Origin of the sequence: Rhizobium leguminosarum, from assembly GCF_019798305.1 — a bacterium.
Taxonomy (GTDB): domain Bacteria; phylum Pseudomonadota; class Alphaproteobacteria; order Rhizobiales; family Rhizobiaceae; genus Rhizobium; species Rhizobium leguminosarum_U.
The window spans coordinates 1-13,861 of record NZ_JAAXDD010000011.1; the positions used below are offsets into that span (position 1 = coordinate 1).

Annotated in this window: 15 protein-coding genes; 7 read left to right on the plus strand and 8 right to left on the minus strand. The window is 60.6% G+C overall.

Annotated features, from left to right (window positions below):
* The 5 genes from HFO99_RS19865 to HFO99_RS19885 all read left to right on the plus strand — a co-directional run.
* The coding region (locus HFO99_RS19865; protein ID WP_222363120.1) for a TOBE domain-containing protein at positions 1-516 on the plus strand (516 nt) is incomplete at its 5' end.
* 15 nt (positions 517-531) lie between these two features.
* Positions 532-2,076, plus strand: a complete 1,545-nt coding sequence (locus tag HFO99_RS19870; protein WP_222363136.1) for a GMC oxidoreductase — start codon at positions 532-534, stop codon at positions 2,074-2,076.
* 1 nt (position 2,077) lies between these two features.
* On the plus strand, positions 2,078-3,733 hold the full coding sequence (locus HFO99_RS19875) for a GMC family oxidoreductase (RefSeq protein ID WP_222363139.1): 1,656 nt from the start codon (positions 2,078-2,080) through the stop codon (positions 3,731-3,733).
* Between the two features lie 24 nt (positions 3,734-3,757).
* Entirely contained in the window at positions 3,758-4,927 is a 1,170-nt protein-coding gene (locus tag HFO99_RS19880; protein ID WP_222335952.1) for a Gfo/Idh/MocA family protein, read from the plus strand.
* A 6-nt stretch (positions 4,928-4,933) separates the two neighbouring features.
* Complete coding sequence (locus HFO99_RS19885) at positions 4,934-7,018, plus strand: FAD-binding protein (RefSeq protein WP_222363141.1); 2,085 nt, start codon at positions 4,934-4,936, stop codon at positions 7,016-7,018.
* A 32-nt stretch (positions 7,019-7,050) separates the two neighbouring features.
* Here the strand turns inward: HFO99_RS19885 and HFO99_RS19890 are convergent, their stop codons facing one another.
* The 5 genes from HFO99_RS19890 to HFO99_RS19910 form a co-directional block, all read right to left on the minus strand.
* Complete coding sequence (locus HFO99_RS19890; protein WP_222252899.1) at positions 7,051-7,233, minus strand: hypothetical protein; 183 nt, start codon at positions 7,231-7,233, stop codon at positions 7,051-7,053.
* Positions 7,234-7,238: 5 nt separating this feature from the next.
* Complete coding sequence (locus HFO99_RS19895) at positions 7,239-7,469, minus strand: hypothetical protein (protein ID WP_222252898.1); 231 nt, start codon at positions 7,467-7,469, stop codon at positions 7,239-7,241.
* Between the two features lie 74 nt (positions 7,470-7,543).
* Complete coding sequence (gene xth, locus HFO99_RS19900; protein WP_222363143.1) at positions 7,544-8,338, minus strand: exodeoxyribonuclease III; 795 nt, start codon at positions 8,336-8,338, stop codon at positions 7,544-7,546.
* A 37-nt stretch (positions 8,339-8,375) separates the two neighbouring features.
* Positions 8,376-8,777: a GFA family protein gene (locus HFO99_RS19905; RefSeq protein WP_222335963.1), complete on the minus strand. Its 402-nt coding sequence runs from the start codon at positions 8,775-8,777 to the stop codon at positions 8,376-8,378.
* 10 nt (positions 8,778-8,787) lie between these two features.
* A complete protein-coding gene (locus HFO99_RS19910) occupies positions 8,788-9,285 on the minus strand; it encodes a hypothetical protein (protein WP_222252895.1) in 498 nt (165 codons plus the stop codon).
* A gap of 288 nt (positions 9,286-9,573) precedes the next feature.
* Here HFO99_RS19910 and HFO99_RS19915 point away from each other — a divergent pair, with 288 nt between their 5' ends.
* Entirely contained in the window at positions 9,574-10,083 is a 510-nt protein-coding gene (locus HFO99_RS19915) for a hypothetical protein (RefSeq protein ID WP_222335948.1), read from the plus strand.
* A gap of 28 nt (positions 10,084-10,111) precedes the next feature.
* On the opposite strand, the gene HFO99_RS19920 is transcribed toward HFO99_RS19915, so the two are convergent.
* Positions 10,112-10,735: a response regulator gene (locus HFO99_RS19920; protein ID WP_064251258.1), complete on the minus strand. Its 624-nt coding sequence runs from the start codon at positions 10,733-10,735 to the stop codon at positions 10,112-10,114.
* Between the two features lie 2 nt (positions 10,736-10,737).
* Positions 10,738-12,126: a sensor histidine kinase gene (locus HFO99_RS19925; protein ID WP_222363145.1), complete on the minus strand. Its 1,389-nt coding sequence runs from the start codon at positions 12,124-12,126 to the stop codon at positions 10,738-10,740.
* Between the two features lie 417 nt (positions 12,127-12,543).
* Between HFO99_RS19925 and HFO99_RS19930 the strand changes: the two genes are divergently transcribed.
* Positions 12,544-13,380, plus strand: a complete 837-nt coding sequence (locus HFO99_RS19930; protein WP_222363397.1) for a class I SAM-dependent methyltransferase — start codon at positions 12,544-12,546, stop codon at positions 13,378-13,380.
* Positions 13,381-13,475: 95 nt separating this feature from the next.
* On the opposite strand, the gene HFO99_RS19935 is transcribed toward HFO99_RS19930, so the two are convergent.
* Entirely contained in the window at positions 13,476-13,742 is a 267-nt protein-coding gene (locus tag HFO99_RS19935; RefSeq protein WP_222363147.1) for a hypothetical protein, read from the minus strand.
* Positions 13,743-13,861: the final 119 nt, after the last annotated feature.

Consider the following 13,861-nt stretch of genomic DNA (forward strand, 5'->3'; position numbering starts at 1 on the left):
GCGACCAAGATCGCCGTGCTGAAGGATGGCGTGCTGCAGCAGTTCGGCACGCCGGCCGAGATCTATAACAGCCCGTCCAACATCTTCGTCGCCGACTTCATGGGATCGCCGGCGATGAACCTCTTGACCGCCACCGTCGAAAACGGCGCCGGCGGCCTCGAAGTCTCGCTGGAGCGGCCGAATGCCGCCCCGCTGAGGCTGCCGGTCATCTCAGGCAATGACGGCCTGACCGCCTATACCGGCAGACAGGTGATCTTCGGCATCCGCCCGGAGGCATTGACCGATCCCGATGGCGCCGACCGCAAGGCGCGCTCGCTGACCGAGGGCGATTGCCTGATCGAGGTGGTGGAACCGGCCGGCTCCGACACCTTCGCCGTCACCAAGCTCGGCGGCAAATCCGTCGTCGCCCGCCTGCGCGCCGATACCGGCATCGCCCCAGGACAACAAACCCGCCTCGCATTCAATCTCGACAAGGCCGTGTTCTTCGATCCCAATAGCCAGGCGCGGATCGCGTGAGGGCCAGGTGCTAACATGAGCGGTTCACCTGACATCGTCATCATCGGGTCAGGCGTCGGCGGCGCGACGGTCGCGGCCGGCCTGGCCGTGACCGGTGCGAAGATATTGATCCTCGAAGCCGGTGATCAGATCGCCGATCTTCCTGTCAACCGCGACCAGCGCGCGATCTTCCAGCGGGGACATTTTCGACCGAAGGAAACCTGGTACGAGGCAAGCGGCAAGGGGTTCAATCCCGGCAACTACTACAATGTCGGCGGGAATTCGAAGTTCTACGGCGCCGTGTTGTCGCGTTATCGCAAGCAGGATTTCGACGTCATCCAGCACCGGGAGGGCGTGTCGCCGGCCTGGCCGTTTCCGTATGAGGTGCTGGAGCCGTGGTACTGCAAGGCGGAACGCATGTATCAGGTCCGCGGCAGCCTTGGCGAAGACCCCACAGAACCGCACCACTCGGCTTCCTACGAGTACCCGCCCGTCCCGGACGAGGCGCCGATCGCCGATATCAGGGCGCGACTCAAGCGGAAAGGCCTGCATCCGTTTTCCCTGCCGCTCGGCCTTGATCTTGACGCCTGGCTCTCCAAAGCACGCACGCCGTGGGATGCGCATCCTAACGCCCGCGACGGCAAGATGGACGCCGAGACCGCAGCCCTTGCAGTGGCGCTGAGGCACGAGAACGTCCGGCTCGAAACCAATGCGCGGGTGACGGGGCTTGACACGGGAGCGGGGAGCCGGATCGACCGGGTGACCTACATCAAGAACGGGGAGACGCTGACTGTTTCGCCCGAGATCGTGATCCTCTCCGCCGGGGCGGTCCAATCATCAGTGCTTTTGCTGCGTTCGAAAAACGACCGCTTCCCAAAGGGTCTGGCGAATTCTTCCGACCAGGTGGGTCGCAACTTCATGAACCACAATGCCTCCGCGGTCATCGGGGTCTCGCCGCGGTTCAGCAACACCTCCATCTACCAGAAGACGTTTGCCTTCAACGACTTCTATCTCTCCGACGGGGAGGGAGGGCCGCCCCTCGGCAACGTGCAGCTCCTCGGGCGCATCTCCGAAAGAGTTCTCAAGGGCTCTCTGCCCCAGGCTCCGGAATGGCTTCTGCGCTTCATCACCGGCCATGCCATCGACTTCTATGCGATGAGCGAGGACGTTCCCAATCCCGAAAGCCGAGTCATGGTGGATGGAGATCGGATTATTCTCCAATGGCAGCGAACCAACTGGGATGCTCATCTCGCGCTTGTCGCCAGGCTGAAGGCAATCCTGAAGTCGATCGGGTTTCCGATCGTGATGGCGAGGCCCTTCGACAAGCGCACGCCCTCCCATCAGTGCGGAACGATCCGCATCGGAAACGATCCCGCGGCTGCGCCGCTCGACGCGTATTGCCGGGCTTATGATCACGACAATCTCTTCGTCGTCGACGCGAGTTTCCTCCCCACATCGGCCGCTGTGAATCCTGCGCTCACTATCGCCGCCCAGGCACTGAGAGTGGCAGATCACATCGCGTCAAAGGACTTGCAGGCACGAGACGCGCTGGCAGACCGAACGGACAAAATAGGAAAGTAAGATGGGTTTCGACTATATCATCACCGGCGCCGGCCCTGCAGGATGCGTGCTTGCAAATCGGTTGAGCGAAGATCCAGATGTCAGCATCCTCCTGCTCGAGGCGGGTGGAGGCGACTGGAATCCGCTTTTTCACATGCCCGCGGGCTTCGCCAAGATGACCAAAGGCGTCGCCAGCTGGGGATGGGAAACCGTTCCCCAGAAACATATGAAGAGCCGCGTGCTTCGCTATACCCAGGCAAAGGTCATCGGCGGCGGTTCGTCGATCAACGCGCAGCTCTACACGCGCGGAAACGCGGCCGATTATGATCTCTGGGCCAGTCAAGACGGCTGCGAGGGCTGGGACTATCGTTCGATCCTTCCCTATTTCAAACGTGCGGAAGACAACCAGCGCTTCGCCGACGACTACCACTCCTATGGCGGTCCGCTCGGCGTCTCGATGCCTGCTGCGCCGCTCCCGATCTGCGATGCCTATATCCGTGCAGGGCAGGAGTTCGGCATTCCCTATAATCACGACTTCAACGGACGCCAGCAGGCAGGCGTGGGGTTTTATCAGCTCACGCAGCGCAACCGTCGCCGGTCGTCGGCATCGCTCGCCTATCTCTCGCCGATCAAGGACCGGAAGAACCTGACGGTGCGGACCGGCGCGCGCGTCGCGCGTATTATCGTGGAGGGAGCCCGTGCGACAGGCGTCGAGATCGTGACTTCGCACGGCTTGGAGATCGTCCGCGCCGACCGGGAAGTATTGGTTTCCTCCGGCGCCATCGGATCGCCGAAGCTGCTTTTGCAGTCCGGCATAGGACCGGCCGACCATCTGCGGTCGGTGGGCGTCAAGGTGCTCCACGATCTGCCGGGTGTCGGCGGCAACCTCCAGGATCATCTGGATCTTTTCGTCATTGCCGAATGCACCGGCGATCACACCTATGACGGCGTCGCAAAACTCCACCGGACCGTTTGGGCCGGGATACAATATGTGCTGTTCCGCACCGGACCAGTCGCCTCGTCGCTCTTCGAGACCGGCGGCTTCTGGTATGCCGATCCCGAGGCCCGTTCTCCCGACATCCAGTTTCACCTCGGCCTCGGATCGGGCATCGAAGCAGGCGTCGAACGGCTCAAGAATGCCGGCGTGACCCTTAACTCCGCCTATCTGCATCCGCGCTCGCGGGGGACAGTGCGTCTGTCATCCTCAGACCCGGCTGCCGCTCCATTGATCGATCCCAACTACTGGTCCGATCCCCACGACAGGACGATGTCCCTGGAAGGGCTGAAGATCGCGCGCGAGATTATGCAGCAGGCGGCGCTGAAGCCCTATGTCATGGCCGAAAGGCTTCCTGGACCGAAGGTCACGACCGACGAACAGCTTTTCGACTACGGCTGTGCCAACGCAAAGACCGACCATCATCCGGTTGGCACCTGCAAAATGGGAACGGGACCCGACGCGGTTGTCGGGCTTGATCTCAAGGTCCATGGCCTGGAAGGCCTCAGGGTATGCGATTCATCCGTCATGCCGCGCGTGCCGTCATGCAATACCAACGCGCCGACGATCATGGTCGGCGAAAAAGGCTCGGACCTCATCCGGGGCTTGCCGGCACTTTCCCCCACTATCTTCGCCTACGAACGCAACGATACTCGGCCTCGGGCTCGCGCCGAAATCCGGTAGGCCATGTCGAGAGGAGAGACGACAATGTCTGAAGTCAGAGTTGCAGTGCTTGGCGCCTCGGGCTGGATGGGAAAGGTCCACACGATGGCCTATCAGACCTTTCCGCACTTCTTCGGAGTGTCGGACGGAACGGCACGGATCGTCGCTCTCGTCGAAGGCCCCTCGAAGGCAGCCGGGGACCTTTCTCACAGGGCGCCGGGTGCAAGAATTCTTCAGGATTGGAATCTGGCGGTCGCTGATCCTGAGGTCGATCTGATCGATATCTGCCTGCCTGACCACCTCCACTACGAGGTGGCCAAGGCGGCCTTGCTGGCCGGCAAACATGTCTATTGCGAGAAGCCACTGGCAAACACCGCCGTCGAGGCGCGGGAACTGGCCGACATCGCCAGGGAAAAGGGTGTCATTACCCGCGTTGGACACGCCTTTCCCCGGAATCCCGTCCATGATCTGGCGAAAGACATCATTCAATCCGGCGAAATCGGCGAGATCAAGCTATTCCGCGGCTGCCAGCACGTCGACATGTATGGCGATCCCGGTGCGCCCTTCATGTGGCGCGCCGATGGAAAGCTCGCGCCGACCGGGATCGTCGGTGATACCGGTTCGCACATCTTCAGCTTCATGGATTTCCTGGTTGGCCGCGTCAGTTCCCTGATCGCAGACAATCTCATCGCGACGCCGCGCCGGCCTGTCGTCGAAGGCCTTGCCTATGGCGAGCAGGTGAAGCTCACGGGCAGCGAGTCCTGGGCTGATATCACCAATCCCGATGCAACCAATCTGCTATGCCGGTTCGAGAACGGTGCCGGCGGGATCGTCGATTTCAGCCGTGTCGCGACCGGCCGCAAGTTCATGCAGACCTACGAAATCTATGGAACGAAAGGCAGCATCGCCTATACCTATGACGAGATAAACCGGCTGCGCTTCTACTCCAACGACGACCGAGCGGGACGGCGCGGCTTCCGGGAGATCGACGTGGGTCCTGAGAACCCCACCTTCAGGGCTTTCCTTCCCCTGCCGAATTTCGGCCTGGGTTACAATGAAAGCAAGATCATCGAGGTGGCCGAGGTGATCCGCTCGATCGTTGCAAACAGACCGATGTGGCCGACATTCGATACGGGCCATCACATCTGCCAGATCGTCGACGCATGCATGGAGTCCTCCCGGCAAAAGCGCTGGGTCGACATCCCGCTGGGTTGAACGCCGATGACCATAGACGTTCCGCAGGACATTCTTGACGCGCTGACCGATGTCGACATGCCGCGCCTCCCACCCGAGCTCACCCCTTCGGACGTGGTCCGGCTCGCCGGCGTCGAGGTGCCGATCTACCGGGCAGGTTGCGTCGTCGTCGGATCCGGCGCGGCGGGTCTGCGTGCGGCGGTGGAATTGAAGCGGCGCGGCGACGACGTCGTCATTATCAGCCAAAGCGCGTGGGGTGGAACCTCGGCCTGTTCGGGATCGGACAAGCAGACTCTTCACACGGCAAACACGGCCGATCAGGGCGACAATTACAAGGCAATGGCCCGAGCCATCCGCAGCGGCGGTGCGATGGACGAGGACACGGCCTATGTCGAGGCTGTAGGCTCGCCCCGGATGATGGCATCACTCCAGTTCCTGGGTCTGCCGCTGCCTCAGGATCCGCTTGGCGGGACGCTCAGATATCAGACCGACCATGACGAGGTCGGCCGCGCCACCAGTTGCGGCCCGCGCACCTCGCGCCTGATGGTTAAGGTGCTGGCCGAGGAAGCGATCCGGCTCGGAGTGCCGTTTTACAACCAGACCACCGCGGTAAAGATCCTTACCGACGGCGATGGCGGTGATCGTCACGTCGTCGGGATAGTCGCCATGCGCGCCAGCGACCGCAGGGAGGAGAACCCGCTGGGCCTTGCGCTGTTCGTCAGCGGCGTGATCGTGCTCGCCGCCGGCGGGCCGGGTGAACTCTATCGCGACAGCGTTTATCCCAACGGCTGCTTCGGCTCTCTCGGATTGGCGCTCGAGGCAGGCGTCGAGCTCGTCAACCTGACTGAAAGTCAGTTTGGCATCGGAACACGCAGGGAAGGGTTCCCATGGAATCTGTCGGGCACCTACGTCCAGTCGATCCCGCATATCTACTCGCTCGATGCCGAAGGCGCCGAGCACCATTTCCTGGCAGAATACTACCGCAGCACGCAGGAGCTAGCGTCGAACATCTTCCGCAAGGGCTATCAGTGGCCATTTCACGCGACGCGCATGCTCGATTTCGGCTCGAGCCTGGTCGATCTGGCCATCTTCAGCGAAACCGCCGCAGGGCGGCGCGTCTTTATGGATTTCAATCGCAATCCCCTATCCGTGCCGGGCGACCTACCGTTCAGCCTGGAAAGACTGGATGAAGACGTCCGCAACTATCTCCGCAAGGCCGGCGCCGACCAGGGCATGCCGATCGATCGCTTGAAGCATATGAACCCGCTCGCGATCGAACTCTATCGCCGCTACAAGATCGATATCGCCAAGGAGCCGCTGGAGTTTGCCGTCAACAACCAGCACATGAACGGCGGCATCATGGTCGATACCTGGGGCCGCAGCAGTCTCGGCGGCTGTTACGCTGCCGGAGAGGCAGCGGGCACACACGGCGTGACGAGGCCGGGTGGAGCAGCGCTCAATGCCGGGCAAGTCTTCGGCACCCGGGCAGCCGAGCACATCAGTGCGAGTGGCCGGGCGGAGCGAGCCGCCATGAAGGATATAGCCGCCATGGCAGAGGCAGGCATTGCCGAAATCCTTGCTGCCCTGCGGACGGAGAGCCTGCTCACCGTCAAATCGATCCGCTCGCAAGTGCAGGCGCGAATGAGCGACAAGGCTGGCATCCTCTGCGATCAGGAAAGTGTCAGCGGCGCCCTGCTCGATGCACGCAAGCTGAATGCTGAAATTCGCGATAACGGCGTCGCCTACGGTCGAGCAGCGGAGGCGGTTCGCGGCGTGCAATGGCGGCATATGGCGCTTGCTTCGGAAGCCGTGCTCAGCGCGCTTGATTTCTTCATTCGCAATGGCGGCGGCAGCCGCGGGGCGCGTGCGATATGCGACGCGGAAGGCGAATCTCTCCCGCTGGCGCGCTCAGGACCGTTGCAGGATTATCGCTTTCGGAAAGAACGCGAAGCGCATCGCAAAGAGCAGATTATTGTTCGTCTTGATGGGGATGAGATAAGGCTTTCCACACGTCCGAACCGCAGCTTCGACGCGAACGCCAGATCCTTCTTCGAGCGGGACTGGCCAGCCTGGTTGACCGGCCGCATCTACGACCGCGGCACGGATGGATAAGGCTGCGCATCACCTTCGCGGGGGTGTGTTGATCAATCGGGATTCGGGACCGGCGGCGGCACCCGGATGCGTTCGGTGTCGTCAGAACCTTCGGCGACGGCTTCCTCGCTTTTTCGCACGTGCCGCGGCGGGTCCTTTCCTTCGACCGGCTTCGGCGACAACTGGTCGTCGGCCTGGATCTCGTCGGTGTTCAGGTAATTCTTGCTTTCGCCCATAGCGGTTACTTCCGGTTGGAAAATTGCGGGGCTGGGATGCGGTCCTTCTGATCGGCGCGGCCTGTTTCCGGATCGGTATCGGTGACACCGTCGCCCGCCTCGCGGCCGCTGCCCATGCTGATTGGCGGCTTACGCTGGTCATCGACATTAGCCTCGGGCAATTCGTCGTCCTGGGTGTCCTCATTCAGTGACTTCGGCGGAAGCTTTGCGGAATTGGGGATGGAATTCGTAGGCATTGGAAATCTCCTTTACCAGCTAACTCCGGCCGGCATTGCAGGTTCCCTGGTTCCCCTGCAATCGACATCGCGGCTTACAGATCGGCCCCAGCTTCGGAAACGTCGAGCTCGATCATGACCGGTGCGTGGTCGCTCGTATGCTCCCAGCTTCGCGGCTTTCTCCTGACGGTTGCCGATCGAAGCAACGGGGCGACTGCCGGACTGAGCAGGAAGTGATCGATCCGAAGCCCGGCGTCACGTTCGAAGCTGTTCCGCCAGTATTTCCAGAAGGTGTAGATACGCTCTTCTGGATGCAGATGTCTGATGGCGTCGGTCCAGCCCTGGGCAACAAGATGGGCATAGGCCTTGCGCACTTCCGGCCTGAAGAGGGCGTCGTCCAGCCAGCGTTCCGGCTTGTATACGTCGATCTCCGTCGGCATGACGTTGAAGTCGCCGGCCAGGATTGAAGGCACTTCGAACTCGAGGAGTTCGGCGGCATAGTGGTGCAGACGGCGAAACCATCGAAGCTTGTACTCGAACTTTGCTCCTGGGAACGGATTTCCGTTCGGAAGATAGAGGCATCCGATCAGGATGCCGTCGACGACAGCTTCGATATACCGGCTGTGGCTATCATCAGGATCGCCGGGAAGACCGCGCCGCGTCAGGATCGGTGTCTTGCCCTTCGCCAGGATCGCCACCCCGTTCCAGGATCTCTGTCCGTGCCAGACGGCGCCGTAGCCGGCTCGTTCGATCTCCTTTCGCGGAAACCTGGCATCGTCTGTCTTTAGTTCCTGGACGCAAACCACATCAGGGGCATCCTCCTTGAGCCAACGTAACAGGATGTCCAACCGTCCAATGATCCCGTTGACGTTGTAAGTTGCGATTTTCATGAGACCCCCGGGAGCCCGGGCGATTTCCGGGCAACATCTAAAAGCGCTCCTGAGTTTCCTCCTCAGGAAGTCCCCGTCCGCAATCGGCCCAATCAAGACGGCTCTCCACACCGTAATGTCCCGCCGGGCTGATCTTTTCCGGGTGGTCGAGCGAGCCGACGGTCACCCGAATTAGTTCATCGCCGTCGTACTGAAGGTAGAGTGGTGTTCCGCACTTGCCGCAGAAGCCGCGCGTGGCGATCGGCGACGATCGGTACGATGTGGGTGTACCGGCCGTCCAGGCAAGATCGGCGATCCTCGCCTGGACCAGGGCCGCGAAAGGGCCTCCGGTCGCCTTCTTGCACATATCGCAATGGCAGTATCCCGAATGCGGCGGATCACCGTCGAATTCGTACCGGCAGGATCCGCAAAGACAGCCGCCAGTCCATCGCGCTGCCATGGCTGGCTCCTCAGCGCGTCGCGCCAAAGACGAAGGCGAGACCGGCGACGATCGCTACGGCCGTCAGCGGCTGCCGGCGTATGCTATCTTCGAGATCATGGACGAATGTACGGGCTTCGGCCTTTGCCAGGCGAGCCGATCCGGACGCCAGTTCCGATGCGGACTCGGCCACGCGGCTTGCTTCTCTCTGAAGAGATCGCATTCCTTGGCGATCGACACCGGAGGCGTCGGAGGAGCGGGCGGTGTCGCCCGTCGAGTGCAGAGCTTGATCGACAAATGGATATTGCTCGTCAAGCCTGGTGGGATCCGGCTCCCGCTGCACACGCTCAGCCGCTTCGACGTCGCTGCGGCCGGCGGGAATAGAAGTGTGAGTGGCAGACACCGGGTCGGATGCAGGAAAAGTATCCTCAATTGCTTTGTCGAGTTCGCCTTTTCGCGCCTGCTTCCGCTGCTCTGCCTGCTCTTTTCGCATGGATTGGACTGCGGGGGATTCGTTCGGGTTGGCCATGGAAGTTTCCTCTGTTGCACTTCGACAATCAAAGCGACGACAAGGGGAGAAGTTCCATAGAAATACTTCTTCGCCTCACACGGCAGGTTGAATGAGGAGAAGCGAGCAATGTAGCGCTTGCGATTGCCCGGACTTTTCTCAATGACGAGTACGGCAATCAAGTAAGCCGGACCAAAGTCTTGCCGGGGCCTACTACCTAGGTCGGTTGCATTCTTTACTCGGAACAGCGAGTCTCATACGTCATATATTGCATGGAAACGGCGAAGAACGGACGAACGAGGCTGTGGCATGAGTATCCGGAAACGCGATTTTCTGAGATTGGGAGGCGGCGCGACGGTCGCCCTCGTCGCTGCCGCATTGCCGGCCAGTTTGAATTTCGCCGGTTCCCTTCCTGTTCTGGCGCTGGACTTTGCGCAGGCAAAGGACGGTAACAACGGGAATGGCAACGGGAATGGTGGAGGGAATGGCAACGGCGGCGGAAACGGCAACGGAGGAGGGAATGGCAACGGTGGCGGCAACGGCAACAGCGGTTCCGGGAATGGCAATAGTGGGAATTCCTCCGGTGGGAATTCCTCCGGCGGCGGAGGGTCTTCTTCCTCGAGCACAGGGTCGTCAGCAGGATCGGGAGCGACAGCGACCGAAGCTTCCGATGGCTCGATCGACGTCCGTCATGCGAATGGTATCACTGAGATCCTGCAGCGCGGGCGCTACATTATGAAAGACTCGAAGGGCCGCACGATCATAAGCCGTCAGGCGACGGCCAACGATGCCCGCCGGCTGAGCCGCTTCCTTCGCTAGAGCGTGATAGTCGGAGCAATAACCTCTTTCAGCGCCGTTCCCGCCATTGCAGAGCCGCTTCAGTCCTGTTCGAGGCACCGAGCTTGCTCAGAATCTGGGTCATATGGTGCTTCACCGTCTTTTCCTGCAGGCTGAGACGCAAGCCGATATGCTTGTTTGATAAGCCTTGAGCGACAAGATCCATCACCTCGCGCTCGCGTGGCGTCAGATTGGTTTTGTCGGAGGTTCCGCCATTCAGTGAATTCTCCATGACCTTTGCCGACATCGTCGGCGAGATATATCGCGAGCCACGCAGAATGGTTTGGATTGCTTCGGCGAGGCCACGTGAACCGACACCTTTCAGGACGTAGCCCATTGCGCCCCGTTGCAGAGCTCCAAGCAATGTGTCCACCTCCTCGGACACCGTCAACATCAGTACTTTCGTCGTCGGGCTCCGCGCCAATACGTCACTGATCGCAGACAGCCCGCCGCCGGGCATCGAGACATCGAGGAGCATGATGTCGGGGTGGCTGTCCGAAGCGATCATCGCCGCGTCATCGCTGCTGGCCCCCTCACCAACCACGATAAAGCCGCTGATCTCGGAGAGGCTGCGCGTTACACCCTCGCGAAAAAGCGGATGATCGTCCACGACGCCGATGGTGATTGATGCCATGTCTACTCTCCCACTTCCATTGGCTCGAAGGTCATTGTCACGGTCGTTCCTCCTTCGCCCGTCTTGATGTCGAAGGATCCTCCCAGGCTGTCGATACGCTCCCGCAACCCCACGAGGCCGAGGCTCGTTGGCCTTACCTCGGTCGGATCGAAGCCGTCGCCGTGATCGCTGACCTCGACACGGACATGCCCCTTGCGCGAGACTGCCTTGACAGCCTGCTGAACGCCACCGCCGTGGCGGTAGGCGTTGTTCAAGGCCTCCTGAATGAAGCGATAGATACAGATCTTCACGGCAGGAGGAAGTTCCGGTCCATCCTCGTCGATAATCGTTTCGACATGGGTTTCCGTCTTGTGTTGATGCGCTTCGACGACCCGCGTGACGATCTCTTTGATTGAGGATTTCTCGATCTGCGGCAGCACCAGCCCTCTGCAGATATTGCGGATCTCCGTCATCGCCTCGGCCAGGCTCGAGCGTATCCAGGCAAGCTCCTTTTCTCGCGCCTCAGGCTCGGTGGAAGCGTTGACCAACAAGTCGCTGTCCAGCCGTAATGAGGCATAGGCGATGTGCTGGGCCGGACCGTCATGCAGATCGGCGCCGATGCTGCGCAAATATGTTTCATTCAGCGCTGCCGCCCGCTGGGAGGCGCGCTGCAGCCGGCGCTGCAGGCCGCGGTTTTCCGCCAGCAGTGCAGACAATTCGATGACTCGTTCTTTGAGATCCTTGCGCTGCGCCTCGATCGTGCGGCTACCCCGGAACACCAGAATGGAAAGAACAAGGAAAAAGGTCGCCGTGAGAGCGGCGACGGCGCCCCAACTCCGGAGCCTGGCATGCGCCAGACTATCGCCCAGTCCTTCAGCCGTCTCGTAGAACTCCAGGACGGCGACCGCCTGTCCGGACCATGGCTGGAGCACCGGGTTATAGATCTCCATCAGCGGCTTGCCCAGCGCGCGCTCCTTGTCGCTTTCCGGATCGCTGGCGATTTCGTAGCGCGCGACGAGAGACCCTGCGAATGCCCTCTGCAGCTTGTCGCTGACCGCAAACTTCCTGCCTACCAGCTCCTTCTCGTTCGCATAGAGGACGGTGCCGTCGCCTCGCCACAGCTTGAACGAAACAAGGCGCTTGCCGAGTGCACCTTGACCGAGCGTCTCGTCGAGAGCCTGTGCACTCGCGTCGTCCAGCAGTGACTCTGTTTGCATATCGGGAAGTAGCGGCGCGATGACGCTGTCCACATACAGCGCCGTCGCCGCGCCCGAATTGTGGATGACGGTCTCGTCTATGAGGTGGCTTACAAAAAAGCCCACCACGAACATGGCAGCAATCGAAATGAGCCCACCCGCGATGAAGAACTGGGAGGCGAGTGAGCGAGCATTCCAACGGCGAAGCCAATTCATTTTTGATACCGGTAAGAGACTGCCCGATTAACCTACCGCGTCTTCAGAGTTTTTCCAAACAGCGTCAGGGCACACTCCTGGTGTCGAACACCTCGGCGCCTCTTATGCTTTGGGTCAATCCGACGGTATCGCCGGACATGGCCGCGCCTAAGACGTAGAGAAGGGCGGCCAGAACGATAACAAGTGCGAAGACGGACACATTGCAAGCGTCATTCACTCGGGATCTATGACTCTGGTGCATGTTCGGATCTCCTTCGGTATCGTTCGAAACGGCGCGGGTCCGACGCGCGTTCCACTCCGGGGACTTCGGTCGGAGAAGATTGGGACCAAGGTCTGACCCCTGTAGACATCAGCAGATTCAGGCATATTTTCCTGGCCGACGAACCCGGTTATGGAGGCTTGTGAGTGACGATTTCCATGGATATCGAAGGCGGCGCCCACGCCGCATCGGCCCCTTCTCTCGCGCCATTCGAGGAAGGCGTCGCCGAGCTTTACGATAGCCTTCTCGTGCCTATCCTCTATGAGCCCTATGCGTCGGAGGTGGCAATCGTCGCCGAGCGATTGAAACCGGGCAGCGTTCTTGAGGTCGCTGCGGGGACCGGCGCATTGACACGCGCTTTGCGGGCGACACTCGATCATGCAACAGAACTCGTTGCCACCGATCTCAGTCAGGCGATGATCGACATCGGCGCACCGTCGCTGACGATGTCGCGGACTCACTGGATGCACGCCGATGCGCAAAATCTCCCATTCGCGCCTTCGATGTTCGATCTCGTCGTCTGCCAGTTCGGCGTGATGTTCTTTCCTGATAAGTTGAAGGCCTATGGCGAGGCCGCCAGAGTCTTGCGAAGCGGAGGTCGTTTGCTGTTCACCACGTGGGATTCACTCTCGGCCAATGACTTTGCAAGATCCGTGGACGAATGTCTGGCAAATCTTTTTCCGTTCGATCCACCGGATTTTCTCAGGCGGCTGCCATATTCCTACTACGATATACCCTTGATCAAGGCACAGGTGTCTTCGGCGGGATTTGACGCAGTTTCCTGCGATCGGATCGAGTTGACCTCCGTCGCAGCCGCGCATGACGTCGCTGCGGCCTTCTGCCAAGGCACTCCGCTCAGAGGAGAGATCGAAAGGCGGGCGCCGGAGCGCATTTCAGATATAGTTGATGCGGTGACCGAGCAGGTGGAATCGCGCCACGGAGTCCGTCCGTGCGGCGGCATGAGCGCGTTCGTCGTCGTCGGTCGCGTTTCGTAACGCCGCTTATAGTGCAGGCCAGCGGATCAATCGCGCGATTCTCCCAATGAAATGTCCAAAAGCTCTGTCCGCCGAGTATGACGGCTCACCGGACTTCAGCTACTGCGCTGGGCGTAGGAAGGTTCTTGCATCGCGCGGATGACGTGCTGCTCGATTTCGAGGCAGGTCTCGTCGTATTCCCGCACCAGGTTCGAATTGAACGGCTGCCCTCGAAGAATGTCCCGCGCTTCGACTGCCTTCTGGTAGGCCTCGAAGAGTTCGAGCTGCAACGGGTCGCACGCTGCCATGATCAGCTTCCGCATATGCGGCAAACGCATCGCCAGACGCCTGCGTCCCGCTTCCCGGCGGTTGGATCGCGCCATCTCCTTCAGTCTCCTGCCTCCTGCATAATTCCTCATTCCTCAAAGCGACATCGATTTAAGGGTAAATTATGCCGTGATTCAAAGTGTTACAGCGTCCTTTGCGCGTCTGAAAAGACGCG

Coding starts and splice junctions, on each gene's coding strand:
- HFO99_RS19890 (WP_222252899.1), bottom strand. CDS start 7,233: ATGGGCGAAAGCAAGAATTACCTGAACACCGACGAGATCCAGGCCGAC.
- HFO99_RS19895 (WP_222252898.1), bottom strand. CDS start 7,469: ATGCCTACGAATTCCATCCCCAATTCCGCAAAGCTTCCGCCGAAGTCA.
- HFO99_RS19905 (WP_222335963.1), bottom strand. CDS start 8,777: ATGGCAGCGCGATGGACTGGCGGCTGTCTTTGCGGATCCTGCCGGTAC.
- HFO99_RS19925 (WP_222363145.1), bottom strand. CDS start 12,126: ATGAATTGGCTTCGCCGTTGGAATGCTCGCTCACTCGCCTCCCAGTTC.
- xth (WP_222363143.1), bottom strand. CDS start 8,338: ATGAAAATCGCAACTTACAACGTCAACGGGATCATTGGACGGTTGGAC.
- HFO99_RS19935 (WP_222363147.1), bottom strand. CDS start 13,742: ATGGCGCGATCCAACCGCCGGGAAGCGGGACGCAGGCGTCTGGCGATG.
- HFO99_RS19885 (WP_222363141.1), top strand. CDS start 4,934: ATGACCATAGACGTTCCGCAGGACATTCTTGACGCGCTGACCGATGTC.
- HFO99_RS19875 (WP_222363139.1), top strand. CDS start 2,078: ATGGGTTTCGACTATATCATCACCGGCGCCGGCCCTGCAGGATGCGTG.
- HFO99_RS19910 (WP_222252895.1), bottom strand. CDS start 9,285: ATGGCCAACCCGAACGAATCCCCCGCAGTCCAATCCATGCGAAAAGAG.
- HFO99_RS19880 (WP_222335952.1), top strand. CDS start 3,758: ATGTCTGAAGTCAGAGTTGCAGTGCTTGGCGCCTCGGGCTGGATGGGA.
- HFO99_RS19930 (WP_222363397.1), top strand. CDS start 12,544: ATGGATATCGAAGGCGGCGCCCACGCCGCATCGGCCCCTTCTCTCGCG.
- HFO99_RS19915 (WP_222335948.1), top strand. CDS start 9,574: ATGAGTATCCGGAAACGCGATTTTCTGAGATTGGGAGGCGGCGCGACG.
- HFO99_RS19870 (WP_222363136.1), top strand. CDS start 532: ATGAGCGGTTCACCTGACATCGTCATCATCGGGTCAGGCGTCGGCGGC.
- HFO99_RS19920 (WP_064251258.1), bottom strand. CDS start 10,735: ATGGCATCAATCACCATCGGCGTCGTGGACGATCATCCGCTTTTTCGC.